Annotated in this window: 25 protein-coding genes and 1 pseudogene; 19 read left to right on the top strand and 7 right to left on the bottom strand. The window is 61.1% G+C overall.

Annotated features, from left to right (window positions below; genetic code table 11):
• Position 1 precedes the first annotated feature (1 nt).
• From H7847_RS15100 to H7847_RS15040, 13 genes are all read left to right on the top strand, one after another.
• Positions 2–265, top strand: coding sequence for a hypothetical protein (locus tag H7847_RS15100; protein WP_227270310.1), 264 nt, complete (start codon positions 2–4; stop codon positions 263–265).
• A gap of 1 nt (position 266) precedes the next feature.
• Positions 267–761 (top strand): NADH-quinone oxidoreductase subunit NuoI, encoded by a 495-nt coding sequence (nuoI, locus tag H7847_RS15095; RefSeq protein WP_227270309.1) that lies wholly within the window; start codon positions 267–269, stop codon positions 759–761.
• Entirely contained in the window at positions 758–1,144 is a 387-nt protein-coding gene (locus H7847_RS15090) for a carboxymuconolactone decarboxylase family protein (RefSeq protein ID WP_227270308.1), read from the top strand. Before nuoI ends, H7847_RS15090 begins: the two co-directional genes overlap by 4 nt.
• Positions 1,141–1,560, top strand: a complete 420-nt coding sequence (locus tag H7847_RS15085) for a carboxymuconolactone decarboxylase family protein (RefSeq protein ID WP_227270307.1) — start codon at positions 1,141–1,143, stop codon at positions 1,558–1,560. Before H7847_RS15090 ends, H7847_RS15085 begins: the two co-directional genes overlap by 4 nt.
• The gene (locus H7847_RS15080; protein WP_227270306.1) at positions 1,557–2,159 is read left to right on the top strand and encodes an NADH-quinone oxidoreductase subunit J; all 603 of its coding nucleotides are present in this window, start codon (positions 1,557–1,559) and stop codon (positions 2,157–2,159) included. Before H7847_RS15085 ends, H7847_RS15080 begins: the two co-directional genes overlap by 4 nt.
• Before the next feature lie 99 nt (positions 2,160–2,258).
• Positions 2,259–2,756, top strand: coding sequence for a hypothetical protein (locus H7847_RS15075; RefSeq protein ID WP_227270305.1), 498 nt, complete (start codon positions 2,259–2,261; stop codon positions 2,754–2,756).
• Between the two features lie 69 nt (positions 2,757–2,825).
• Positions 2,826–3,131: an NADH-quinone oxidoreductase subunit NuoK gene (gene nuoK, locus H7847_RS15070; RefSeq protein WP_227270304.1), complete on the top strand. Its 306-nt coding sequence runs from the start codon at positions 2,826–2,828 to the stop codon at positions 3,129–3,131.
• A gap of 4 nt (positions 3,132–3,135) precedes the next feature.
• Positions 3,136–5,250 carry an NADH-quinone oxidoreductase subunit L gene (nuoL, locus tag H7847_RS15065; protein ID WP_227270303.1) on the top strand — a complete coding sequence of 705 codons (2,115 nt, stop codon included), beginning with the start codon at positions 3,136–3,138 and terminating at the stop codon, positions 5,248–5,250.
• Positions 5,250–6,791 (top strand): NADH-quinone oxidoreductase subunit M, encoded by a 1,542-nt coding sequence (locus H7847_RS15060; RefSeq protein WP_227270302.1) that lies wholly within the window; start codon positions 5,250–5,252, stop codon positions 6,789–6,791. The genes nuoL and H7847_RS15060 overlap by 1 nt, the downstream gene beginning before the upstream one ends.
• Before the next feature lie 12 nt (positions 6,792–6,803).
• Positions 6,804–8,246 (top strand): NADH-quinone oxidoreductase subunit NuoN, encoded by a 1,443-nt coding sequence (gene nuoN / locus H7847_RS15055; protein ID WP_227270301.1) that lies wholly within the window; start codon positions 6,804–6,806, stop codon positions 8,244–8,246.
• A 38-nt stretch (positions 8,247–8,284) separates the two neighbouring features.
• A complete protein-coding gene (locus H7847_RS15050; protein ID WP_227270300.1) occupies positions 8,285–9,025 on the top strand; it encodes a biotin--[acetyl-CoA-carboxylase] ligase in 741 nt (246 codons plus the stop codon).
• A 19-nt stretch (positions 9,026–9,044) separates the two neighbouring features.
• Positions 9,045–9,818 carry a type III pantothenate kinase gene (locus H7847_RS15045; RefSeq protein WP_227270299.1) on the top strand — a complete coding sequence of 258 codons (774 nt, stop codon included), beginning with the start codon at positions 9,045–9,047 and terminating at the stop codon, positions 9,816–9,818.
• A gap of 4 nt (positions 9,819–9,822) precedes the next feature.
• Entirely contained in the window at positions 9,823–11,490 is a 1,668-nt protein-coding gene (locus H7847_RS15040; protein ID WP_227270298.1) for a ribonuclease J, read from the top strand.
• A 255-nt stretch (positions 11,491–11,745) separates the two neighbouring features.
• Here H7847_RS15040 and H7847_RS15035 read toward each other — a convergent pair whose 3' ends face one another.
• The 5 genes from H7847_RS15035 to H7847_RS15015 all read right to left on the bottom strand — a co-directional run bounded on the left by H7847_RS15035 (position 11,746) and on the right by H7847_RS15015 (position 17,354).
• Positions 11,746–12,072 carry a PilZ domain-containing protein gene (locus H7847_RS15035; protein ID WP_227270297.1) on the bottom strand — a complete coding sequence of 109 codons (327 nt, stop codon included), beginning with the start codon at positions 12,070–12,072 and terminating at the stop codon, positions 11,746–11,748.
• A 135-nt stretch (positions 12,073–12,207) separates the two neighbouring features.
• Positions 12,208–13,659, bottom strand: coding sequence for a DEAD/DEAH box helicase (locus tag H7847_RS15030; protein ID WP_227270296.1), 1,452 nt, complete (start codon positions 13,657–13,659; stop codon positions 12,208–12,210).
• A 258-nt stretch (positions 13,660–13,917) separates the two neighbouring features.
• The gene (locus H7847_RS15025) at positions 13,918–14,658 is read right to left on the bottom strand and encodes a hypothetical protein (RefSeq protein WP_227270295.1); all 741 of its coding nucleotides are present in this window, start codon (positions 14,656–14,658) and stop codon (positions 13,918–13,920) included.
• A 16-nt stretch (positions 14,659–14,674) separates the two neighbouring features.
• Positions 14,675–16,282: a peptide chain release factor 3 gene (locus H7847_RS15020; RefSeq protein WP_227270294.1), complete on the bottom strand. Its 1,608-nt coding sequence runs from the start codon at positions 16,280–16,282 to the stop codon at positions 14,675–14,677.
• 58 nt (positions 16,283–16,340) lie between these two features.
• The gene (locus H7847_RS15015; protein WP_319799772.1) at positions 16,341–17,354 is read right to left on the bottom strand and encodes a Hint domain-containing protein; all 1,014 of its coding nucleotides are present in this window, start codon (positions 17,352–17,354) and stop codon (positions 16,341–16,343) included.
• 133 nt (positions 17,355–17,487) lie between these two features.
• Here H7847_RS15015 and H7847_RS15010 point away from each other — a divergent pair, with 133 nt between their 5' ends.
• The 6 genes and pseudogenes from H7847_RS15010 (at position 17,488) to H7847_RS14985 (ending at position 22,724) form a co-directional block, all read left to right on the top strand.
• Positions 17,488–18,267: an SDR family oxidoreductase gene (locus H7847_RS15010; RefSeq protein WP_227270293.1), complete on the top strand. Its 780-nt coding sequence runs from the start codon at positions 17,488–17,490 to the stop codon at positions 18,265–18,267.
• 3 nt (positions 18,268–18,270) lie between these two features.
• Entirely contained in the window at positions 18,271–19,389 is a 1,119-nt protein-coding gene (locus H7847_RS15005; protein ID WP_227270292.1) for a hypothetical protein, read from the top strand.
• A 124-nt stretch (positions 19,390–19,513) separates the two neighbouring features.
• Entirely contained in the window at positions 19,514–20,872 is a 1,359-nt protein-coding gene (locus H7847_RS15000) for an SLC5/6 family protein (protein WP_227270291.1), read from the top strand.
• Between the two features lie 44 nt (positions 20,873–20,916).
• Positions 20,917–22,020, top strand: a complete 1,104-nt coding sequence (locus H7847_RS14995; RefSeq protein ID WP_227270290.1) for an ABC transporter ATP-binding protein — start codon at positions 20,917–20,919, stop codon at positions 22,018–22,020.
• A gap of 2 nt (positions 22,021–22,022) precedes the next feature.
• Positions 22,023–22,372 (top strand): annotated as a pseudogene (locus tag H7847_RS14990) (Lin0512 family protein).
• Positions 22,365–22,724: a Lin0512 family protein gene (locus tag H7847_RS14985; protein WP_227270289.1), complete on the top strand. Its 360-nt coding sequence runs from the start codon at positions 22,365–22,367 to the stop codon at positions 22,722–22,724. Before H7847_RS14990 ends, H7847_RS14985 begins: the two are co-directional and overlap by 8 nt.
• Before the next feature lie 3 nt (positions 22,725–22,727).
• Here the strand turns inward: H7847_RS14985 and H7847_RS14980 are convergent, their stop codons facing one another.
• Together H7847_RS14980 and H7847_RS14975 are read right to left on the bottom strand one after the other, a co-directional pair.
• Positions 22,728–23,393: a helix-turn-helix transcriptional regulator gene (locus H7847_RS14980; RefSeq protein WP_227270288.1), complete on the bottom strand. Its 666-nt coding sequence runs from the start codon at positions 23,391–23,393 to the stop codon at positions 22,728–22,730.
• 8 nt (positions 23,394–23,401) lie between these two features.
• The gene (locus H7847_RS14975; protein ID WP_227270287.1) at positions 23,402–23,788 is read right to left on the bottom strand and encodes a hypothetical protein; all 387 of its coding nucleotides are present in this window, start codon (positions 23,786–23,788) and stop codon (positions 23,402–23,404) included.
• Between the last annotated feature and the right edge of the window lie 196 nt (positions 23,789–23,984).

Here is a 23,984-nt window from a genome sequence, read left to right as displayed (position 1 = left end):
TATGGCTACCGAGTTCTTGTATGGATTTTCCTTGGGCCTTGGAGATGGCTCAGCTCAACTCAGACCTTCGGATGATAGACGGTACGAGTTGGAGGTCGATGGCGAAAGACTTGGGAAGTTCGACAGCATCGACAGCGCGCTGAGCAGCCTTGATGGGTACATCGCAGGACGAAAAGGTGCAGACGCTAATATTCGGAATATCGCCCGCGATATTCGGTACTGGGATCGTTACTTCGTTGACACTTTTGATCCAATGGAGACCTGACATGACACAGATCGACTACACCCGCGCCGCCAAGTATTTCCTGCTGCAGGATTTCTGGGTTGGCATGAAACTGGGGCTGAAATACTTCTTTGCGCCCAAGGCGACGCTCAACTATCCGCATGAAAAGGGCCCGCTCTCCCCGCGGTTCCGGGGTGAGCACGCCTTGCGCCGCTATCCCAACGGCGAGGAACGCTGCATCGCCTGCAAGCTCTGCGAGGCGATCTGCCCGGCACAGGCCATCACCATCGACGCGGAGGCGCGCGAGGATGGCAGCAGACGGACCACGCGCTATGACATCGACATGACCAAATGCATCTACTGCGGGTTCTGTCAGGAGGCCTGCCCGGTGGATGCCATCGTGGAGGGGCCGAATTTCGAGTTCGCGACCGAGACCCGCGAGGAGCTCTATTACGACAAGGACAAGCTTTTGGAAAACGGTGAACGCTGGGAGGCGGAAATCGCCCGCAACCTCGAAATAGATGCACCTTACCGATGACCACGTCTGACGCCTATACCCGCGGCAAGGCGATGGCAGAAGCCACCAATCCGGGGATCGAAGAGACTTTGGCGGCGCGCTATGACGCGATCCTGCCGGGGTTTTCGACCACGATGATGGAGGTGGCGTTCGGCCATTACTATACACGCGACGGGCTCGATGACAAAACCCGTTATCTGACGACCGTAGCGGCCCTGACCGCTTTGGGGGGCCAGACGGGACCTCAGCTCAAGGTGCACATCCGGAATGCCCTGCGGTCGGGGGCCACGCAGCGCGAGGTGGCGGAGGTCATCAACCAGATGGCACTTTATGGTGGGTTCCCGGCGATGATAAATGCCCTGAACGCGGCCCTTGAGGTCTTCGAGGCTGAGGAGGCCGCATGACCGACAAGCCGAACCCCTTTGAGGGGATGAACCCCTTTGCCACCATGATGACCCAGGCGCAGGAGATGGCCAAGAGCTTTCCCGCGATGGAGGCGTTCACGCCCAAAGGCTTCGAGAAGATGATGGGCACGATGCCCAAGGACATGATGGAGATGATGTTCGGCAACACGCTGAACGAAGGCGGGCTGGACGCGCGCACCCGGATGCTGCTGACGCTTGCCGGGCTCACCATGCAGGGCGCTCAGAACGATATGGCCTTTCGTCAGGCGGTGCGCCACGCGGTCGAGGCCGGGGCCACCGAGCAGCATATCGTCGAGACCATTGGCCAGATGTCGATGTTCGCAGGGCTGCCCGCGATGACGCGTGCCCTCGAATTGGCACAGCAGGTTCTGGACGAAGAAAAGGACGCAGAATGATCGTTTTTGCCTTTTATCTTTTTGCCATCAGCGTGATTGCGGGGGGCCTCTTTACGGTCATCAGCCGCAACCCGGTGCATTCTGTGCTCTGGCTGATCCTCGCGTTTCTGTCTGCCGCCGGGCTCTTTGTGCTGCTGGGGGCGGAATTCGTCGCGATGCTGCTGATCATCGTCTATGTGGGTGCCGTGGCGGTGCTGTTCCTCTTCGTGGTGATGATGCTGGACGTGGATTTTGCGGAGCTCAAGGCCGAGATGGCGAAATATATGCCGCTGGCCTTGCTGATCGGGGTGGTGATCCTGATGCAGTTCATCATCGCCTTTGGCGCCTGGGAGAGCGATGCCGCCGCCGAAGGCCTGCGCGCGCAGGTGATCCCGGTGGACCGGCATAACACCGAAGCCTTGGGCCTGATCCTCTATGACGACTACTTCCTGCTGTTCCAGCTTTCGGGATTGATCCTGCTGGTGGCGATGATCGGGGCCATCGTGCTGACGCTGCGGCACCGCTCTGACGTCAAGCGGCAGGATGTGGTCGCCCAGATGATGCGCGACCCGGCGAAAGCGATGGAATTGAAAGACGTCAAACCGGGGCAGGGCCTGTAATGCACGGAGACCAGATTGCCATACTCATCGCCCTCAGCGTCGCCATTCTGGCGGCGTTCGGATACTTCAACCGATCCTGAGACCGGAAAGAACGAGAAAATGAGACGTGAACGCAGGGCAGGGATAGGAAAGCGGACAGCCGTAATTCTGCTGATGTCGTGGGGGGCCGGCGGTGCGCAGGCGCTGGCTGTCGAGGATTGCACCCGCACGACCCATATCAGCCACGGCGGCGAGGCGGATCATCGGGATCTGGGCGCGGGCCGCGTGATGTGGCGGGATTGGTGGTCTCAGGAAGGCTCCGCTACGGATCTCACGGTGGCGGATTGCGGACCGGGCACGGCGCTGCGGGTTCGGGCGGCGGAGGAAAACATGAATGCGCGTCTGCCATTCGACCGCATCGACGATGCCCTGCAGGTGATCGCGCGGCATGAAAGCGGATCACGCATCTTCGCCACATTCGACCGGATGGCAGCGGATCTGGAAAGATTTACGCGGGATGTGACGCAGCTCACATTGGAAGCCGAGGTCTGCGCCTGTGCAGCTCTCTACCCCGATCTGCGGGGCGACAAGACAGAATTCAGGCTGGAAAGCCTTTAGGTGGGTCGGCCCCCGCGCCGATGACGATTGGGAACTAAGAACGGGGCGCAGGCCTCGAAAGGAAGAACGATGATAGGTTTGGAACATTACTTGACAGTGGCGGCCACGCTCCTTGTCATTGGCATATTCGGGCTCTTTCTGAACCGCAAGAATATCATCATCCTCTTGATGAGCATCGAATTGATGCTCCTGGCAGTGAACATCAACCTTGTTGCTTTCTCCTGGTACCATGGCGATCTGGTTGGGCAGGTCTTTACGCTCTTTGTTCTGACCGTTGCCGCCGCGGAGGCGGCGATCGGGCTGGCCATCCTGGTCTGTTTCTTCCGCAACCGCGGCACCATCGCCGTGGAAGACGTCAACGTGATGAAGGGCTGAGACCATGGAAACCATCATCCTCTTTGCCCCGCTTGTGGGCGCGCTTCTGTGCGGGTTCGGCTGGAAGGTTATCGGCGAGGTGGCCGCCTGCTGGATCGCCACCGGTTTCCTGTTTCTCTCTGCTGCGCTGTCCTGGATCGTGTTCCTGAGCTTTGACGGCACGACCGAGCAAATCCAGATTTTGCGCTTTATCGAAAGCGGCAGCCTCAGCACCGACTGGGCGATCCGGATGGACCGGCTGACGGCCATCATGCTGATCGTGATCACGACCGTCTCCAGCCTCGTGCACCTTTATTCCTTTGGCTACATGGATCACGATCCGCAGTGGAAAGAAGGCGAGAGCTACAAGCCGCGCTTCTTTGCCTATCTGTCGTTCTTCACCTTTGCGATGCTGATGCTGGTGACTGCCGACAACCTCGTGCAGATGTTCTTTGGCTGGGAAGGCGTGGGGGTAGCCTCCTATTTGCTGATCGGGTTTTATTATCGCAAGCCCAGCGCCAATGCCGCCGCGATCAAGGCCTTCGTGGTCAACCGGGTGGGCGATTTTGGCTTTGCGCTGGGGATTTTCGCGCTGTTTTTCCTCACCGACAGTATCAATTTCGACGATGTCTTTGCCGCCGCCCCGGAGCTGGCGGAAACGCAGTTGACCTTCCTTTGGGGCGAGTGGAACGCGGCCAATCTGGTGGCCTTTTTGCTCTTCATCGGGGCGATGGGGAAATCCGCGCAATTGTTCCTGCACACCTGGCTGCCCGATGCGATGGAAGGGCCGACGCCCGTCTCCGCGCTGATCCACGCCGCGACCATGGTGACGGCGGGCGTGTTTCTTGTCTGCCGCATGTCCCCGATCATGGAGTTCGCGCCCGAAGCGATGATGTTCGTGACCGTGCTGGGGGCCACGACGGCCTTTTTTGCCGCCACCGTCGGTCTCGTGCAGACCGACATCAAACGGGTGATCGCCTATTCGACCTGTTCGCAGCTCGGCTATATGTTCGTGGCGGCGGGCGTTGGCATGTATTCGGCGGCGATGTTCCACCTGTTCACCCACGCCTTCTTCAAGGCGATGCTTTTCCTGGGCGCGGGCTCGGTCATTCACGCGATGCACCACGAGCAGGACATGATGAACTACGGCGGGCTGCGCAAGAAGATCCCCTATACCTTCTGGGCGATGATGATCGGCACGCTGGCCATCACTGGTGTCGGCGTGCCTGTCTGGATTCTGACACTGGGGGAAATCCCCATCGGCTTTGCGGGTTTCCAGTCCAAGGATGCCATCGTCGAAAGCGCCTTTGCCGCAGGGTCCATGTATGGCTTCTGGGCGCTGGTGATCGCGGCGCTCTTTACCAGTTTTTATTCGTGGCGGCTGATGTTCCTGACGTTCTACGGCAAACCGCGCGGTGACAAGCACACGCATGAGCATGCGCATGAGAGCCCGATGACGATGATCGTGCCCTTGGGCGTGCTGAGCCTGGGTGCGATTTTTGCCGGCATGGTCTGGTATGGCTCCTTCTTTGGTCACACCGACAAGGTGGCGACGTTCTACGGCATTCCCTATGCAGAAGCCTCAGAGCAAGGCGATGAGGCAGCCCATGGGGACGCGGCGCAGGATGACGGCCACGGAGCTGAGGCCAAGGGTGATGAGCATCACTATGTCTTTGCCGGGCAGCCGGGCGAAGGGGCTCTTTACGTGGCGCCCGACAACACCCTGCTGGATGATGCGCATAAGGTGCCCTACTGGGTGAAAACCTCGCCCTTTGCGGCCATGCTGATCGGGTTCCTGATGGCCTATTGGTTCTACATCGTGAACCCCGAACTGCCCAAACGGCTCGCCGAAAACCAGCGCCCGCTCTATCTGTTCCTAAAGAACAAGTGGTATTTTGACGAACTCTACGATGTGGTCTTTGTCGGCCCGGCCAAGTGGATCGGCCGGTTCTTCTGGCGGCGCGGGGATGGCGATGTGATCGATGGCAGCCTGAACGGCGTGGCTATGGGGATCATTCCGTTCTTCACCCGGCTCGCAGGCCGCGCGCAATCGGGCTATATCTTTACCTACGCCTTTGCGATGGTGATCGGCATTGCCGTGCTCGTGACCTGGATGACTTTGAGCGGGGGGGCAAACTGATGGACAACCTTCTGTCGATTGTGACCTTCATCCCGGCGCTTGCCGCGTTCATCCTGATGGTTTTCCTGCGCGGGGATGATGAGGCGGCAAACCGCAATGCCAAATGGGTGGCGATGTTTGCCACCTCTGCCACCTTCCTGGTGTCGCTGTTTATTCTCAGCGGCTTTGATCCCGACGACACCGGTTTCCAGTTTGTCGAGCAGCGCGAGTGGCTCTTGGGGCTGCAGTACAAGATGGGGGTCGATGGCATATCGGTGCTCTTTGTGATGCTGACCACCTTCATGATGCCGCTGGTGATCGCCGCCTCCTGGCATGTGACAACGCGCGTCAAGGAATACATGATCGCCTTTTTGCTGCTGGAGACCCTGATGCTGGGCGTTTTCATGGCGCTCGATCTGGTGCTCTTCTATCTCTTCTTCGAGGCAGGGCTGATCCCGATGTTCCTGATCATCGGCATCTGGGGCGGGGCGAACCGTATCTACGCGAGCTTCAAGTTCTTCCTCTATACCTTCCTCGGTTCGGTGCTGATGCTGGTGGCCATGGTGGGGATGTTTGCCGAGGCGGGTACCACCGATATCGAACAACTGCTCGTGCATCAGTTTGATTTTGAAACCTTCAGCGTCGCTGGCGTGACCATCGTGGGCGGATTCCAGACGCTGCTGTTCCTGGCGTTCTTTGCGAGCTTTGCGGTCAAGATGCCGATGTGGCCGGTCCATACCTGGCTGCCCGATGCGCACGTGCAGGCCCCCACGGCCGGGTCCGTGGTGCTGGCCGCGATCCTGCTGAAGATGGGCGGCTACGGCTTCCTGCGGTTTTCGCTGCCGATGTTCCCTGTCGGCTCGGAGGTGATGGCGCCGCTGGTGTTGTGGATGTCCGCGATTGCCATTGTCTACACCTCGCTGGTGGCCTTGGTGCAGGAAGACATGAAAAAGCTGATTGCCTATTCCTCGGTCGCCCACATGGGATTTGTGACCATGGGGATTTTCGCGGCCAATCAACAGGGCGTGGATGGCGCGATTTTCCAGATGATCAGCCATGGCTTCATCTCCGGTGCGCTGTTTCTTTGCGTGGGCGTGATCTATGACCGGATGCACACCCGTGACATCGATGCCTATGGCGGGCTGGTGAACCGGATGCCGGCCTACGCGCTGATCTTCATGCTGTTTACCATGGCCAATGTGGGCCTGCCGGGCACCTCCGGATTTGTCGGTGAGTTCCTGACCCTGATGGCCGTGTTCCAGGTCAACACCTGGGTGGCCGCGGTGGCGACCACGGGGGTGATCTTCTCGGCGGCCTATGCGCTCTGGCTCTACCGCCGGGTGGTGATGGGCGATCTCATCAAGGAGAGCCTGCGCTCGATCACCGATATGAGTCCGCGGGAGCGTTGGATCTTCGCCCCTCTTGTGGTGATGACGCTGCTCCTGGGGGTCTATCCGGCCCTGGTCTTGGATATCACGGGGCCTGCGGTGGCAGCTCTGGTTGCAAATTACGACACGGCGCTGGCCGCGGCTGAGGCCGCGACCCAGATGGCGTCGAACTAAAGGACGGACCCTATGACACCCGCCGATCTGACCCTCATACTGCCGGAAATTCTGCTGTCGGTTTACGCGATGGTGATGCTGCTGGTGGCGGTCTACACCACCAAGGATGCACTGGCCTCGACGCTGGTCTGGATGACCGCTGGCGTGATGATCGCCCTGGGGGCCTGGATCGGGATCACGGGCGAGGGCACCAATATCGCCTTTAACGGCATGCTGATCGAGGACGGCTTTGCCCGCTTTGCCAAGGTCACGATCCTGCTTTCCGCCGCCGCCGTGCTGGTGATGTCCGAAGGTTACATGAAACAGCGCGACCTTTTGCGGTTTGAATACCCGCTGCTGGTGGCGCTGTCAGCGGTGGGCATGATGGTCATGGTCTCCGCAGGCGATCTCATGACCCTCTACATGGGGCTTGAGCTGCAATCCCTGGCGCTCTATGTGGTGGCCTCGCTGCGGCGCGATAGCGTGAAATCCACCGAAGCGGGCCTCAAGTATTTCGTCCTGGGGGCGCTGTCCTCGGGTCTGCTGCTCTATGGCGCCTCGCTGGTCTATGGCTATGCGGGCACCACGCTCTTTTCCGGCATCATCGAGACGGCACAGCATGGCGACGTTTCGCTAGGGCTTTTGTTTGGCCTGGTTTTCCTGATCGCTGGTATGGCCTTCAAGGTCTCCGCCGTGCCGTTCCACATGTGGACCCCGGACGTCTACGAGGGGGCCCCGACCCCGATCACCGCGTTTTTCGCCACCGCCCCCAAGGTCGCGGCCATGGGGCTTTTTGCCCGCGTTCTGCATGACGCCTTTGGCAATGCGGTCAGCGACTGGAGCCAGATCGTGGCGCTCTTGTCCGTCTTGTCGATGTTCCTCGGCGCGATTGCCGCCATCGGCCAGACCAATATCAAACGTCTGATGGCGTTCTCCTCGATTGCGCATATGGGCTATGCGCTGATGGGGCTGGCGGCAGGCACCGTGCTCGGGGTGCAGGCGATGCTGATCTATATGGCGATCTATGTGACGATGAACGTGGGCACCTTTGCCTTCATCCTGATGATGGAGAAAGACGGCCAGCCGGTGACCGATATCGCGTCGCTCAACATGTATTCCAAGCAGGAGCCGGGCAAGGCGTTGGCGATGCTGGTGCTGCTCTTCTCGCTGGCCGGCGTGCCGCCGATGCTGGGCTTTTTCGGCAAATTCTACGTGCTGCGTGCCGCCTATGAGGCCGGGCTGGCCTGGCTTGCCATCGCGGGGGTGATCGCCTCGGTGATCGGGGCCTATTATTACCTGCGCATCGTCTTTTTCATGTACTTCGGCGACGACAGTCAGGAAGGCCTGGACAAGGGCGGCTCCACTGTTTTGTGGGGCTTTCTGATGGCCTCCGCGGCTGTGATGGTGCTGGGCATCATCAACATGTTCGGCGTAGAGGCCGCAGCAGCAGCGGCGGCGGCAACGCTTGTTAACTGATCTGCACCCGGGCCTGTGATCCTGCCGGAGAGGTCGATATGACGGGCTGGCCCGAGGGATACGGTCGCATCGTTCTGTCCTCTGTCAGCTCGACGCTGGACGAAGCGCTGGGACGCGCGACAGATCAGCCCGTGCCGTTCTGGCTGCTGGCGCACCATCAGACTGCCCCACGCGGGCGCCGGGGACGGCCCTGGTCCATGCTGGCCGGCAATTTTGCCGCAACGCTGATGCAGCCTGCGGCGCCAACCCCGGCGCTCTCCGCGCTGCGGTCTTTCGTGATGTCGCTCGCGCTCCACCGGGCCTTTGTCGAGGTGACGGGACAGCCCCAGGCCTTTGCCCTGAAATGGCCGAATGACGTCTTGCTGAATGGTGGCAAGGTGGCCGGCATCCTGCTGGAATCATCGGGGTCAACCGGAGCCCTCGCGATTGGGGTCGGGGTCAACCTGGCTGCGGCACCGGCCCCGCAGGCGGTAGAGCCGGGGGCAGCGGTGCCGGTTTCGCTTGCGGCGGAGACAGGCTGCGTGGTCACGCCCGAGCGGTTTCTCGACATCTTGGCGCAGCACTACGCGGTACTTGACGCGCAGTTTGACACCTACGGGTTCGCGCCGATCCGCACCGCATGGCTGGCGCATGCCGCCCGGCTGGGCGAGACGATCACCGCGCGCACGTCGAAAGACACCCATGTGGGCATTTTCGAGGATGTGGACGCGACCGGCCAGCTTGTGATACGCGGCCCCCGCGGGGTCAAGACAATCGCCGCCGCGGACGTCTATTTTTGAGAACGGGGGAGGCCGGACCATGTTGCTGGCGATTGACTGCGGAAATACCAACACCGTCTTTTCGATCTGGGATGGCGAAAGATTTCTGGCGACCTGGCGCACTGCCACTGAATGGCAGCGCACGGCGGATCAGTACTACGTCTGGCTCAGTTCGCTGATGCACTGGCAAAAGCTCGATGTGACGATCACCGATGTCATTATCTCGTCGACGGTGCCGCGGGTTGTGTTCAACCTGCGTGTGTTTAGCGATCGCTATTTCAACACCCGACCTCTTGTCGTCGGCAAAGCCGATTGCGCGCTGCCGGTGGATGTCCGCGTGGATGAGGGCACCCAGGTGGGGCCGGACCGGCTGGTGAATACGGTCGCGGGGTACGACCTTTATGGCGGTGATCTCATCATGGTGGATTTCGGCACCGCCACCACCTTTGACGTCGTTGATACGGATGGGGCCTATGTGGGCGGGGTGATCGCGCCGGGGGTCAACCTCAGCCTTGAGGCCTTGCACCAGGCAGCGGCCGCCCTGCCGCATGTCGATATCTCCAAACCGCAGCGGGTTGTTGGCACAAACACGGTGACTTGTATGCAATCAGGTGTTTTTTGGGGTTATGTCGGCCTCGTCCGTGAGATATGTGCCCGAATTAAAGCGGAGCGCGCCCGCGACATGCGCGTGATTTCAACGGGTGGGCTGGCCCCTCTTTTCCAGCAGTCCGAAAAGCTATTCGATGTTTTCCGGGATGATTTGACGATGCACGGTCTGACCGTGATCCATGAGTACAACAAGGACAACGCTTAATCCTATGAGCACTGAAAGATTGATCTACCTGCCCCTCGGTGGGGCGGGTGAAATTGGTATGAACGCCTATGTCTATGGCTATGGCGCCTTAGGCCGGGAACGACTGATTGTCGTGGATATGGGCGTGGCGTTCCCGGATATGGACGGTAGCCCCGGTGTGGATCTGATCCTGCCGGACATCACCTGGCTGAAGGAGCGTCGCGACCGGATCGAGGCGGTCTTTATCACCCACGCGCATGAGGACCACGTCGGCGCGGTGGCACTGACCTATGAGGATCTGCGCGCACCGATCTATGCGCGCGCCTTCACGGCGAATATCGCGCGCCGCAAGATGGCCGAGCATGGCCACCCCGAAGACGCGGTGCAGACGGTTTCCGCCTATCCCCAAGAGATCACCGCAGGCCCCTTCAAGCTGAGCTTTCTGCCGATCTCGCATTCGATCCCGGAAAGCTCTGCGCTGGTGATCGACAGCCCCGAGGGGCGTGTGATCCATTCCGGCGATTTCAAGCTGGACGAGACACCGCTGGTCGGGGAGCCGTTTGACCCCGACCTCTGGGCCGAGGTCAGCAAGGGCGGGGTCAAGGCGCTGGTCTGCGACAGCACCAATGTATTTTCCGCCCATGCGGGTCGCTCCGAGGCCAGTGTCGGGCCGGAAATCACCAAGCTCGTTGAGCAGGCCAGCGGGATGGTGGTGGCCACGACCTTTGCCTCCAACGTGGCACGGGTGAAAACGCTGGCAGATGCAGGCGTGGCCGCGGGGCGGTCGATTGTGCTGATGGGCCGGGCGATGCGCCGGATGATCGAAGCGGCGGTCGAAACCGGCGTGTTGTCCGATTTTCCAACCGTGGTCAGCCCGGAGGACGCCAAATCCATCCCGCGCGAAAACCTCATGCTGCTGGTCACCGGCAGCCAAGGCGAGCGTCGCGCGGCCTCGGCCCAGCTGGCGCGTGGCAAGTATCAGGGGATCGAGATGCAGGAGGGAGATCTGTTCCTGTTTTCCTCCAAGACGATCCCCGGCAATGAAAAGGGGGTGATCCGCATCATCAATGCCTTTTCTGAAAAGGGCGTGGATGTGGTGGATGACAGCTCTGGACGCTATCACGTCTCGGGGCATGCGAACCGGCCCGATCTGGAACAGCTCAGCAGCATCGTCAAACCGCAGGTGCTGATCCCGATGCATGGCGAACACCGGCACCTGCGCGAACATGTGAAGCTTGCCGACAGCAATGGCATGACCGGTGTGCTGGCCGTGAACGGGATGATGGTCGATCTTTCCGGGAACCAGCCGACAATCGCCGAATACATCGAAACCGGGCGGACCTATCTCGACGGCTCCGTGCAGATCGGCGCGCTTGACGGCGTGGTGCGCGACCGCATTCGCATGGCGCTGAACGGCCATGTGGTGGTGACGCTGATCGTCGATGAAGAAGACGAGCCCTTGGGCGAGCCGTGGTGCGAGATCAAGGGGCTGCCGGAAACCGGGCGCAGCAATGCCTCGCTTGTGGATGTGCTTGAGGCGGATCTGGGCCAGTGGCTCGGGCGGGCAGGGGCCAAGACGCTGCGCGACGATGAAAAACTCAACGAAGGTTTGCGGCGTGTCGTCCGTCAGACGTCAATGGACGAGATCGGCAAAAAGCCCGAAGTCACCGTGGTGGTCAGCCGATTGAGCTAGCCCGGGTCTGCATTGATGCCGACAGCCCCGGTTTCGGAGATGCGATCGGGAGAGCCAACCGATCAGGTCGCCGAAGGCAGGTCCTGCCGTGTCGGGGGCGCGGGGTTTCGATTTGACCAGACGGTATCAGGTACAGACCATCTAACAGGTTGACCTGGAGCGGTACTTGCCTGGCGGGGCTTGGTGCTGCCGCGTCATCGCATGGTCGATGTCTGAAAGGCCCGCCTGTGTCTCATGCGTAGAGGGCGCTGATTTTCACATCTCTTGTGAAGGGCCATTGGCTTTGAGAAAGGCAACAACCTCTGGATTGCGGTCAAAGGAAACCCCCAGCCTGTCAGCCGATTTCCAGCGCAGGGTCGCGGGTATCTTGCCGATTGTGTCGATGGTGATGCTGTTGATACCGGCGCTCAGACCTTCGGCGGTTTCGAAAAACAGACGAATACCGGCACCGCCTTCGGAGATATCAACGACCCTGCCGCTGATTTCGAAGTTGTCTGCGTGCAATGTGCAATCAAGACTTACCTGATTTCGTGTATGCTGCCGTCGATCACTTTGCGTGGCGGTCGGGATTGGGGTTTTCAAGGTACAGCACCTCTTGGAAGGTCAAACAAGATGGACCTTAGAGCCAGAACATTAAAAAAATGACACTGAAATGGATCGGGCGGATCGGCCCCCGGTTGCCGGACGCTTTTGGAGAGGGGCCGTCGTGAGGGGGCGTCAGTTCGCGTAACGTTCTTTGAAGCTGAGCCCGATAAATTCGGGAGTATGATCGCCCAGTCCGACCACCGCCTCGCCGCCACGGTCGTTCGACTTGGACCGACCCCGACCGCCACGTGTGCGCCCGCGGGGCTTCTCGTCCTTTGCCGGGGCCGGGGCTGCTTCGGCCTCTTTTGGCGTCTCGGGGGTGTTGTCCTGCGGGACCACCTCGGCGGGATCCGCCTCTTTCTTGCGGCTCCGGCTGCGGGTGCGCTTGGGTTTTTCGTCCTGCGGGGCCTCTTGCGGCACTTCCTCTACCTGGCTGCCTTGAGGGTTCTCCAGTCGCGGGATCTCGGACTGGACCAGACGCTCGATATCATCAAGGTTCTTTTCATCGCGGGGCACGCAGATCATGATGGCTTTGCCGTCGCGCCCGGCACGCCCGGTGCGACCGATCCGGTGAACGTAATCCTCCGCATGTCCGGGAACGTCAAAATTGAACACATGGCTGACCGAAGGGACATCAAGGCCGCGCGCAGCCACGTCAGAGGCCACCAGAAACCGCAGCGATCCATCCCGGAAACCGTCAAGGGTGCGGGTCCGCTGGCTCTGATCCAGATCCCCGTGGATCGGGGCAGCATCATACTTGTATTTCTTCAGGGACTTGGCGACGATATCCACATCCGACTTGCGGTTGCAGAAGATGATCGCATTGGTGCATTTCTCGCCTTCCGCATCAATCAAGGCCCGCAAAAGCTTGCGTTTCTCGGATCCTTCGCGGTCTCGCCGGGATGCTTTGAACATCAGGACGCCCTGTTCGATGGTCTCGCTTGCGGTCGCTTGCCGGGCCACCTCGATGCGTTCAGGGGCCGACAGGAATGTATTGGTGATCCGCTCAATTTCCGGCGCCATGGTGGCCGAGAAAAACAAGGTCTGGCGGGTGAAAGGCGTCAGGCTGAAAATCCGCTCGATATCGGGAATGAACCCCATGTCGAGCATCCGATCCGCCTCATCCACCACCATGATCTGCACGCCGGTCAACAAGAGCTTGCCGCGCTCGAAGTGATCGAGCAGACGACCGGGCGTGGCGATCAGAACATCGACACCCTTGTCGATCAGCTTGTCCTGTTCCTTGAACGAGACGCCGCCGATCAGCAGCGCCTTGGTCAGCTTGAGATGTTTTGTATAGGTGTCGAAGTTTTCGGCCACCTGTGCGGCCAGTTCCCGTGTCGGGCAGAGCACAAGACTGCGCGGCATGCGCGCGCGTGCGCGCCCCCGCGCCAGCAGCGTAATCATCGGCAGCACGAAGCTTGCGGTCTTTCCGGTGCCGGTCTGGGCAATGCCCAGAACGTCGCGTCCTTCCAGCGCAGGCGGAATGGCACCGGCCTGAATAGGGGTGGGGGTCTCGTATCCGGCCTCGTCGACGGCTTTCAATACTTTTGGATTGAGGTTCAACTCAGAAAATTTGGTCATATGTATCCGTGGTTTGCGGACACATCCTTGGCCCGCAGCAGCGTTCATACCGGCCCGCATGGCCCAAGGGGCGGCACCTGCCGCGATATGCTGCGCTTGCTTAACAACTCGCAAGCGCAGGGTCAAACAGATGTGGATAACAGAACAATAATTGCGGAAATCACGGCCCGTTTTGTGTCCGGCGTGCGATTGTTCAGCCGCAACACTCCCTTTTGTGACAGTTGATCTGCCCGGCGGGCCTGAGAGGCCGTGCGGGGATCACTGTGGCTTTGGGCCTTTCAGCCTCTGCGTGCGGGCAAAGATGCTTCTGTTGTCTGTCATCACCATCTCAAGCATCCGCTTGCCGAGCGGGCGGATGGTGGTATCCTGCCGGGACAATCGCCACAGACGCGCGAGCATGTTGCGATCCAGATCGCCGCCTCTGATTGCGTAGGGCGCCATGTCAAACGCCAGCGATGGGCGCACGCGGGACCGTCTGCGGCGAAAGAGCTCGTTCCCCGGTTTGCCGGTCAGCCGCCGTTCGCTGTCATGCAGCTTGATCAGGTCAAAGAGCAGCGACAGCCCCATGCCCAAGGCACGCTGATCACCGTTTGCCCCATGGTCGGCAAAAGTCGTCGCCGCCGAGATCAGCCACCGGACCGGCAATTCACCCGCCATCGCGTCGCCCTTTTCACGCCAAACACGTATGAAGAGAGTGACCGCTTCCGCCGGTGGATCCCGCCTTCGCAGAATGGCGATCAACATGGCGTGGAGCAGAAAGAGCGCGCTTTCGCCCTCAAGCTCCGCGTGCAACCGGGCCCATTTTGCCTGGGCATAGCGGGGGGAGCCTTCTGCGCCGGGCTGAGCTAGCTGGGGCAGCTTCTCTTGGTGAAGCGCGTCGAGATCGATATCCGCCGGGGGGATGACCGCATCGACCTGCTTAAAGGACCGGCAGCGGCGCTCAAAGTCCCGCATCAGTTGGTCAAAACCGCCCGGGTAGATGTGATCTGCGCCGCTCATCCGTCCTGACCCGTTTCTAGACCATCATTTCCTTGGTCGCGGTCAGCCGGATGTCTGGATAGTCGCGCTCGACCCGGTCAATGTCCCATTGTAGGCGGGTCAGATAAACGGTGTCGCCATCGTGGTCATATGCGATATGCTGTTTGTTGCTTTCCGTAAACTTATCAACGGATTGTTTATCACCATTCACCCAGCGCGCCGAGGTGAACTGCGAGGCGTCGAAGCGGACCGGCAGCCCGTATTCAAGCTCGATCCGGCTGGCGAGGACTTCGAACTGCAATTGCCCCACCACCCCAACCACAAAGCCCGACCCGATGGCGGGTTTGAAGACCTTGGCGGCCCCCTCTTCGGCAAACTGCATCAGCGCCTTTTCCAGGTGTTTGGCTTTCAGCGGGTCGCCGGCACGCACGCCTTGCAGCAGTTCCGGGGCAAAGGAGGGGATGCCGGTGACGCGAATGGCTTCGCCTTCGGTCAGGGTGTCCCCGATGCGCAATTGACCGTGGTTGGGAATGCCGATGATGTCCCCGGCCCAGGCCTCTTCGGCCAGCTCCCTGTCGGACGCGAGAAACATCACCGGGTTGGTGATGGCCATCGGTTTTTTTGACCGCACGTGGGTCAGTTTCATGCCGCGCTCGAAGTGCCCCGAGGCGAGGCGGACAAAGGCCACCCGGTCGCGGTGTTTGGGGTCCATATTGGCCTGCACCTTGAAGACAAAACCCGCCACCTTGGGTTCTTCCGGCAGGATCTGGCGTGGCTCTGCCGATTGAATCTGCGGCTCAGGCCCGTAGGTAGCAATCCCGTCCATCAGTTCCTTGACGCCAAAGGAGTTGATCGCGGAGCCGAACCAGATCGGCGTCAGTGAGCCTTCGTGCATTGCCGCCATATCCAGCGGGGGCAGTAATGCGCGGGCCATTTCAAGCTCTTCGCGCAGCTTGTCCAGCAGGTCAGCGGGGACGTGCTCGGCCAGTTTGGGGTCGTCCAGCCCGTTGATTTCAATGGAGTCCGAGACCCGGTTCCGATCCGCGCGGTCCATCAGCTCCAGCCGGTCGCGCAGAATATCATAGCAGCCGATAAAATCCCGTCCAACCCCTATGGGCCAGCTGGCCGGGGTCACGTCAATCGCGAGGTTTTCCTGGATTTCATCAATGATCTCAAAGACGTCGCGGCTTTCGCGGTCCATCTTGTTGCAAAAGGTCAGGATCGGCAGATCCCGCATGCGACAGACCTCAAAGAGCTTTTGCGTCTGGCTTTCGACCCCCTTGGCCCCGTCAATGACCATCACGGCCGCATCCACGGCGGTCAGCGTGCGGTAGGTGTCCTCGGAAAAATCCGAGTGGCCGGGGGTGTCCACGAGGTTGAACCGGAACGCCTTGAAGTCGAAGGACATGGCCGAGGCCGAGACCGAGATGCCCCGGTCCTTTTCCATTGCCATGAAATCCGAGCGTGTGCGCCGCGCCTCGCCCTTGGCCCGTACCTGGCCCGCCATCTGGATCGCCCCGCCAAAGAGCAGGAATTTCTCCGTCAGCGTCGTCTTGCCCGCATCCGGGTGCGAGATGATCGCAAAGGTCCGGCGACGCGCGATTTCGGGCGGCAGATCAGAACGGTTTTTCGACGTGTCCAGCATCCTTGGGGCTATAGGCGAGGGGGGCGGTCAGCGCAAGAGATCAGGCACCGGCCCGCGTTCAGCCTTTGGAGGCATGACGCAGAATATCGACCGCGTCAGGCCGGTCCAACAGGGTTTTTTCAACCTCCAGTGCGGTGAGGTTGTTTTGCCGGTTGGACGCGGGGGCAATTGCGCCCCGTGTTGTTTCATCCAGCAGTTGGGCCGTGCGCGCATCGACCAGCATGGATTCAGCGGCGATGCCTTCGGCGTAGATGATCTGATGCGTGTCAAAAAGCAGTTGAAAGTAATCGACAAAACCGCCCCGTTGGACCGTCACCGATGTGCCGTTGACCAGATGGGCGGCCCTGACCAGCAGCTCTGCGCGCCCCGCGCCCAGCTTATCCACGCGTTGATAGACAAACAGACGATGATCGGGGCTGACAATGAGGTCATTGGTATTGTTCAGCGTGCCGGCGGCAATCCGGATCGGGGCAAAGGCGCCAACCGCCCGCTGGGTGGTCTGGCCGATCCAGCGCAGTGGTTGCACCCCGTTGTCGCGGGTCAGAACGGGGTCGCCGGGGCGCAGATCCTCGACAGGGCGCTGGCGGCCTGATCCCAGCGTAATGCCGGTACCCCGTGTGAAAGAAACGCATGCCATCTGGGCCAGCTTTTGTGCCGCGCCGTTTCTGTCGATACCGACAAGGCGATAATCCACTTTCGCGTGCAGCGGCACCAGCGGCATGGCGTAGACCTCTTGCACATGGCCTGTGCTATCCAACTCCACCAACACCAACACATCCGTGACCTCGGTTGTGTCGCTCATCAACGTGACGGTGCAATCGAGATGAACCGTTGCCCCGATCCGCCCAACGGCGCTGCTCTGCGAGACCTTGTAGCTGCCGTCCGGCCCACGATGCAGCCCGATGTTTCGGGTCTGCGCGGCGGGGGCAAGCGTATAGATATCGTCCAGCACCAGATCGTCGGCAAAGCTGATCGCATCCCCTTCATTAGCCCCATTTGCCACAACAAAGTCACCCGACGGGTAGACCGGGACGTTGTGTGTTTCCAATGTCAGTTCCGGCATATCGGCCATAGATTTGATCTCGTGCGGTGAAGCGCTTGGTTTACGCGTGCTCAGGGCGGTGTGAGAACAGCGTTGCTGTCTTTTACTGGTGCGTGTTGCCTTTTTGGTGCTAGTCACAATCTGCTGTTAAAGGGAATATGACATGAATTTGGGCATTAATGGTAAACGCGCTGTCGTTTGCGCCTCCTCCAAGGGGCTGGGGTTGGGCTGCGCGCGCGCCTTGGCTGGCGCCGGTGTTGATCTGGTGCTGAATGCGCGCGGCGCTGAGGCGCTTGAGGCGGCGGCGGCGGGCATCCGCACGGCCTTTGATGTTGAGGTGACCGCAGTGGCCGCTGATATCACCACCGAAGAGGGCCGCGCGGCAGTGCTCGATGCGGCAGGGGATGTGGATATTCTGGTCAACAATGCCGGTGGGCCGCCCCCCGGCCTTTGGAAAGACTGGGACCGCGACGATTTTATCAAGGCGCTGGATGCCAACATGCTGGCCCCGATCGCCATGATAAAGGCGCTGGTGCCTGCGATGATGGCGCAGGGCTGGGGCCGGGTGGTCAATATCACATCGCAATCGGTCAAAGCACCGATCCCGCAACTTGGGCTGTCCAACGCCGCGCGCACCGGTCTGACCGGGTATGTGGCGGGCACCAGTCGGCAGGTTGCCGAAAAGGGTGTGACCATCAACAACCTGCTCCCCGGCATTCACGCCACCGACCGGGCGGATATGCTGGACAACACTGTTGTTGAAAAGGAAGGCATCTCCCTGACAGAGGCCCGCGCGCGCAGGGCCGCGACAATACCGGCGCGGCGCTACGGCACGATGGATGAATTCGGCGCCACCTGCGCGTTTTTGTGCTCACAGCACGCAGGCTTCATTGTGGGTCAGAACATCCTTCTGGATGGCGGTGCCACCAACGCAACGATTTGACCCATGGCAGAGCGTTTTTCCCTCAAGGACCATTTGTTCAACGCTGAAACGGTGGCGCAGCTTGCCGGTGAATACAGCGCCGCACTGCCTGATTTCGATGCGCCGCGCTTTGAGAAAGCGGCACTTGCGGGTTTTGCGGAGCGTGAATTGATGGCGCGGCTCGATTGGCTTGCGGACTGTCTGGAGCCGCAGTTGCCAACCGGTTTCGACGCGATGGCTGACGCGCTGGAGGCGGCGATGCCCGCGCCGTTGGATCCCAGCAAGACGGATGATGACTTTGGCCGGTTCATCCATGCGGTGCCGGGTATTCTCGCGGTGCGCCATGGGCTTGAGACCCATCGCGACCGGGCGATGGCGCTGCTTTATCAGGCCACGCAGCGCTTTTCGATGGAGTTCTACATCCGCGCCTTTCTCAACCGCTGGCCGGATGAAACGCTCAGAACCCTCCAGGTTTGGTCCGGGGATGACAATTATCACGTGCGGCGTCTGGTCAGCGAAGGGACGCGGCCCAGGTTGCCCTGGGCCAAGGCTGTCGCCCTGACGCCCGCGCAGACCTTGCCGTTGCTCGATCATCTGCATGCTGACCCAACGCGGTTCGTGACCCGCTCCGTTGCAAACCACCTCAATGATCTGACGCGCAAGGTGCCGCAGGAGGTCATGGACCGCCTGGCGTCCTGGAAACGGGCCGGGCGGCAAACGCCCAAGGAGCTGGGCTGGATGACCCGGCACGCCTTGCGCACCCTCATCAAGGCCGGGGATGCCGGGGCGATGGCGGCTTTGGGCTACCGCGCGGATGCGGAGGTCAATGTGACCCTCACCGTGAAAGAACCCACCGTAAAGCGCGGCGGTGTCCTGGCCTTTGACTGCGTCATCACCGCGCCGGAGGCGCTGCCGGTGTTGGTGGATTACCGCATCGGGTTCGCCCGACCTGACGGGCGTGCGGCGCAGAAGGTCTTCAAGCTCAAGCAGGCGCAGGCGGGGCCGGACACCCCCCTGAAACTGGCCAAGGCGCACAAGATCAAGGCAGGGGCCACGACCTTTACCTGGCACCCCGGCCGCCACAACCTGACCCTGCAGGTGAATGGGGTGGACCGGGCCGAGGCAAGCTTCGACGTCACCTGATCCTTTCCCGGCGACAGGTCTCGCGCGTCGGTCACAATTCTGCGAAAACGGCGTTGTGCACTGGCGGCTGCCGCGGCATCCGATTACCGGGGATTGAGATCAATCAGAACCGGAAAACTGACCGATGCAAGCGACCGTCCTCATTCTCGTTTTCGCCGCCATTGTGGTGGCCAGCCTGATCGCCGCCCCGCGCCGTGTCACCGTCGAGGGCTTTTTCGGCGGGCGCAGTGTGCAGGGGCAGGCACCGGGGCTGTGGATGCTCACCCTCAGCCAGGTCACCACGTGGATTTTTGCCCGCTCTTTGATGAACGCCGCCATCCTGGGCTATTACTACGGGATTGCGGGCACGCTGGCCTATGCGGCCTATTACGGGTCATTTCTGACCGGCGGCGTCATCATCGGTCATCTGCGCGCCCAGGGGGCGGGCTCCGTTCAGGACTGGCTGGGCCGCCGCTTCGGAGCTACGGGCAACACCTGCTATAATATCGTCATCGCGCTGCGGCTGCTGTCGGAGGTCTTTGCCAACCTGCTGGTCGTCGGGCTGATTTTTAATGCGGTGATTGCCGGCAGTGGCACGACAGCCATCATCATCGTTGCCCTTTTGGGACTGGCCTATTCCGCCTGGGGCGGGCTGAGTGCCGCGCTCAGGACCGATGTGGTGCAGATGCTGCTGTTTCTGGCGGCCTTTGCGATGGCCTTTGTGGCGCTGATCGCGACGCCGGGTTTCTCGCTCACCGCGATCCTTACGGCCCCCGGCGTCGCCGGCAGCTATAATGGCTGGATTCTGCTCGCCGTCGCGGCCTTGCAGGTGTTTTCCTACCCCGCACATGACCCGGTGATGATGGATCGTGGCTTCATCGCCGACCCGCAGACCACCCGGCGCTCCTTTTTTCATGCCTTCTGGATCTCCACCCTCTGCATCATCGCCTTTGGGTTCTTTGGCATCCAGGCCGGGCTGATCGAGGCCGCCTATGACAATGAGCTGATCGGCACCTGGAGCACGATGTTCCCGCCGTGGGTTTTTGTTCTGCTGATGCTGTCGTTGCTGGTCTCGGCGCTGAGCACGCTTGATTCCGCCCTGGCCTCCTCGGCGCGCCTGGCGGTTGAGGAACTGGGGCTGGTGGCGCGCAACCTCATGGGCGGGCGCATTGCCATGGTGGTGGTGATGGTGCTGGGCACATTGCTGACCTTGTGGGGCAATGCCACGCTTTTCGATGCGGTCGCGGTCAGCGGCACGGCGTCGATGTTTCTGGCGCCGGTTCTGGTTGTGGGGCTGGTGATGCAGCGCCAGGTGGCCCTCTGGGCCTATCTGGTGGCCTATGCGGCGGCGCTTTTGGGGGCCTTTGCCTATTTCGCCCGCAGTTGGCCCGGCATCGTCGAGCTGCTGCCTGAAGCACACAAGTACGAACAGCTTCTGGTGATCTGCGTTGTGGTTCTGGCGACAGGCTTTGCCGCGGTGCTTGCGGGCGCGCGGAAGGGCTGATAGCTGCTCATCCGAGTAATTCTGTCAGAATTCCGGAGAGCCTCGTGAGCACCGACACCCCTCGGCTGGAAATCAGGAACCTGCGCCGGGCCTTTGAGGGGCGCGCCGTGGTGGATGATGTCTCGCTCCGCATCCAGCCGGGGCAGGTCACCTGTCTCTTGGGGCCTTCGGGCTGCGGCAAATCCACCACCCTGCGCATGATTGCCGGGGTCGAGATGCAGGACAGCGGCGAGATCTATGTCGATGGCAATCTGATCTGCGACACGGTCTTCCGCGTCCCGCCGGAACGGCGCGAGATCGGGCTGATGTTTCAGGATTTTGCGCTTTTTCCGCACCTGAGTGTGGCTGATAACGTGGCCTTTGGCCTGAAAACAGGGACCAGGGCCGAAAAGCGTCACCGCGTTGCAGAACTGCTGGAGCGTGTCGACCTCAAGCAGTTCATCGATGGCTACCCCCACCAGTTGTCGGGGGGCGAGCAACAACGGGTGGCCCTCGCGCGCGCCCTTGCCCCCAAACCCAAGATCATGCTCATGGACGAGCCCTTCTCGGGGCTCGACAACCGGCTGCGCGACGGCATCCGCGATGACACGCTGACCATTCTCAAGGAGCAGGACACGGCGGTACTGCTGGTGACCCATGAGCCGGATGAGGCGATGCGCATGGCCGATGAGATCGCCCTGATGCGCGACGGCCGGATCGTGCAGCAGGGCGCGCCCTATAACGTCTATACCCGACCTGTCGACCGGGCGGCCGTGTTGTTTTTCTCGGATGCGAATGTGCTGCAGGCACAGGTCACCGGTGCTTTGGCCCAAACGCCTTTTGGCCAGTTTCTGGCCCCTGGTGTGCCCGATGGGACAGACGTCGACATCGTGTTTCGTCCGCAGCATCTGCGCATCGATTTTGACCGGGCGGGACAGGGGCCGAAACCCACCGCAACCGACGGCACACCGGCCCGCGCTGTCGTGGACCGCGCGCGTTTCATGGGCAATGAAAGCCTGGTCGAGTTTCGTATGGATTATGACGGTTCGATCCTGAAAACGACGGTTCCGAATGTCTTTCTGCCGCAGCCGGGCACGGTGATGTGGTTGACCATCCGGCGGGACCGGTGTTTCGTTTTTCCAGCCGCAGACCGCGGAAAAAGAGGATAAACATGCAAAAGCTTCTTGTGGAATTTGGCATGGGAACCTCGCTGCGGCGCGGCGACTACACGCAGGCGGCGGTGCGGGGGGTGAAAGACGCGCTCTGGCACAACTCCATCAATCTGGCGGAACTCTTCGGGTTTGAGAAAACCGACATGAAAATCATCGTCGATGTCGGCGTGCAGCGCCCGGAGGCTGTGGATGTGGCCGAGGTGCTCAAGGTTTTTCCCTATGGCCAGGCCGAGGTGCGGCTGCACGCAGGGGGCCTTGACGTGCCGCACCCGAGGGCAGTGGCAACCCAACCATCATGGCGAATGTGGCTCTGACGGTCGGGTTCGATATGGAGCGGGCCGATGGCTGAACAGCGCGTTATCATCGAGATGGGCATGGGCAACGACCTGCACGGGCAGGATTATACCAAAGCCGCGCGCCGCGCGATCAAGGATGCCTTTCGCCATTCCTCCTTGCCGCTTTTCGGCGCGGTGGGGCTCAGCCATGACGTTATGCGGGTCAAGGTGACGGTCGGTGTGCAGAAGCCCGAGGCGGTCGACACGGAAGTACTGGCGGCAACCCTGCCGCGGGGCCGGGCCGAGGTGCATGTGGTCCAGGGCGGGCTCGATGTTGAAACGGTTGCAGGTGATCCGATCGTGATCGCGCAGGCCAGTGTAGAGGCGTTTCTGCCGCCCCAGACCGGATGGCGCCTGAAGGGCTAGCGGTCAGGGGCTGTAATCGGCCAATGTCTTACCCGGCTCATCCACGAAAAGCTCTGCCAACGCCTCTGCGCTCTGGATCAGATCGACCCGAAAGACACGGTGGTCGCGCCTGAGCTCGCACCAGGATGTCAGCGTCCAGACCCGGCCCCAGTATTCCATATGCAGCGGGCGGACCACACGTGTCGTGACGCGGCCGTCCTTTGACGTATAGGTCAGTCGCAGTTTTTGTCGGGCCCGGATGGCCGCGCGCAGGGTCGGCATATGGGCAAATCCGCGGGCCGCATCGGCAAAGGGGTAGACCGCGAATTTCCACGCGTCAGCCTCCGCGATGGTCTGGGTGGGCAGGACCGCATCCACCTTGTCGGCCAGGCTGAGGGCGGCGGCCTTCAAATTCGGGTCCGCCGCCTCGCCGACAATCGCCATGCCAAGGTTGAGTGCCTCCAGCTCCTCCACCGTCAGGGTCAGGGGGGGCAGGGTGATGGCTTCGGTAATCATGTAGCCAACGCCGCGTTCACCCTGCACCGGCACGCCAGAAGCCACAAGCGTGTCCATATCGCGGTAGATCGTCCGCACCGAGACCTCAAGACGCGCCGCAATATCCTGCGCGCGGTGCAATTTGCCGTCGCGCAGGATCTGGATGATGTCAAAAAGCCGGTCGGTGCGGCGCATGCTACTCCTTATGGCATCGAAAAATAGATCGGCGCGTGGCGCAGGTTGACGGTGCCGCCATCGATCATGGCCAGAAAGGGTGCAGCCTCAGCCTGCTGTGCGAGGATCGCCGCAGCCTCCTGGGCCGCGGGCAGGGAGGTCCATGTGATATAGTCGGTCCAGAGGCCGACGTCATCGACGCTCAGGCTGCGGGACAGCACGGCGCCCGTGCGGTCCAGGAACGGTGTCATCCCTTCTGCTGCCTCAGCAAAGCGGGCAGGGTCGGCCCCCGGGATGAGCCGGAAGGTGACGATTTCTGCCACCGCTCGGGGGGCTGTGCCGCCGCCGGTATCCGGTGCGGCATGAGCGAGAGGCAGGCCGTTAAAGAGGGTAAAGCGCATGATCTGTCCTTTCATCTGTGCGTATGCTGCACTTTTGACAGGGTACAACTGACATAAACCTGTCAGTTGAGTTTTGCGAGACCCAATTCCGGGTGTTTTTATGGCACCACGGGGGGCATTGCCGGTGTTTCCGGGTTCTGCACGCGCGCAGCTTTGCTAAACAGGCTGCGACGGCCCCGCATCTATGGGGCGATACCTGTGGGAGATTCTC

It is taken from the genome of Roseobacter weihaiensis, from assembly GCF_020622345.1.
Classification (GTDB): domain Bacteria; phylum Pseudomonadota; class Alphaproteobacteria; order Rhodobacterales; family Rhodobacteraceae; genus Roseobacter; species Roseobacter weihaiensis.
Note: the sequence above shows the minus strand (reverse complement) of the source record. Positions and strands in the feature narration are given on the sequence as shown.

Coding starts and splice junctions, on each gene's coding strand:
- H7847_RS15040 (WP_227270298.1), top strand. CDS start 9,823: ATGAGCACTGAAAGATTGATCTACCTGCCCCTCGGTGGGGCGGGTGAA.
- H7847_RS14985 (WP_227270289.1), top strand. CDS start 22,365: ATGGCTGAACAGCGCGTTATCATCGAGATGGGCATGGGCAACGACCTG.
- H7847_RS15025 (WP_227270295.1), bottom strand. CDS start 14,658: ATGAGCGGCGCAGATCACATCTACCCGGGCGGTTTTGACCAACTGATG.
- H7847_RS15015 (WP_319799772.1), bottom strand. CDS start 17,354: ATGGCCGATATGCCGGAACTGACATTGGAAACACACAACGTCCCGGTC.
- H7847_RS15090 (WP_227270308.1), top strand. CDS start 758: ATGACCACGTCTGACGCCTATACCCGCGGCAAGGCGATGGCAGAAGCC.
- H7847_RS15060 (WP_227270302.1), top strand. CDS start 5,250: ATGGACAACCTTCTGTCGATTGTGACCTTCATCCCGGCGCTTGCCGCG.
- H7847_RS15075 (WP_227270305.1), top strand. CDS start 2,259: ATGAGACGTGAACGCAGGGCAGGGATAGGAAAGCGGACAGCCGTAATT.
- H7847_RS15050 (WP_227270300.1), top strand. CDS start 8,285: ATGACGGGCTGGCCCGAGGGATACGGTCGCATCGTTCTGTCCTCTGTC.
- H7847_RS14975 (WP_227270287.1), bottom strand. CDS start 23,788: ATGAAAGGACAGATCATGCGCTTTACCCTCTTTAACGGCCTGCCTCTC.
- H7847_RS15000 (WP_227270291.1), top strand. CDS start 19,514: ATGCAAGCGACCGTCCTCATTCTCGTTTTCGCCGCCATTGTGGTGGCC.
- H7847_RS15085 (WP_227270307.1), top strand. CDS start 1,141: ATGACCGACAAGCCGAACCCCTTTGAGGGGATGAACCCCTTTGCCACC.
- H7847_RS14980 (WP_227270288.1), bottom strand. CDS start 23,393: ATGCGCCGCACCGACCGGCTTTTTGACATCATCCAGATCCTGCGCGAC.
- H7847_RS15005 (WP_227270292.1), top strand. CDS start 18,271: ATGGCAGAGCGTTTTTCCCTCAAGGACCATTTGTTCAACGCTGAAACG.
- H7847_RS15045 (WP_227270299.1), top strand. CDS start 9,045: ATGTTGCTGGCGATTGACTGCGGAAATACCAACACCGTCTTTTCGATC.
- nuoN (WP_227270301.1), top strand. CDS start 6,804: ATGACACCCGCCGATCTGACCCTCATACTGCCGGAAATTCTGCTGTCG.
- H7847_RS15100 (WP_227270310.1), top strand. CDS start 2: ATGGCTACCGAGTTCTTGTATGGATTTTCCTTGGGCCTTGGAGATGGC.
- H7847_RS15020 (WP_227270294.1), bottom strand. CDS start 16,282: ATGCTGGACACGTCGAAAAACCGTTCTGATCTGCCGCCCGAAATCGCG.
- nuoL (WP_227270303.1), top strand. CDS start 3,136: ATGGAAACCATCATCCTCTTTGCCCCGCTTGTGGGCGCGCTTCTGTGC.
- nuoK (WP_227270304.1), top strand. CDS start 2,826: ATGATAGGTTTGGAACATTACTTGACAGTGGCGGCCACGCTCCTTGTC.
- nuoI (WP_227270309.1), top strand. CDS start 267: ATGACACAGATCGACTACACCCGCGCCGCCAAGTATTTCCTGCTGCAG.
- H7847_RS15030 (WP_227270296.1), bottom strand. CDS start 13,659: ATGACCAAATTTTCTGAGTTGAACCTCAATCCAAAAGTATTGAAAGCC.
- H7847_RS15080 (WP_227270306.1), top strand. CDS start 1,557: ATGATCGTTTTTGCCTTTTATCTTTTTGCCATCAGCGTGATTGCGGGG.
- H7847_RS15010 (WP_227270293.1), top strand. CDS start 17,488: ATGAATTTGGGCATTAATGGTAAACGCGCTGTCGTTTGCGCCTCCTCC.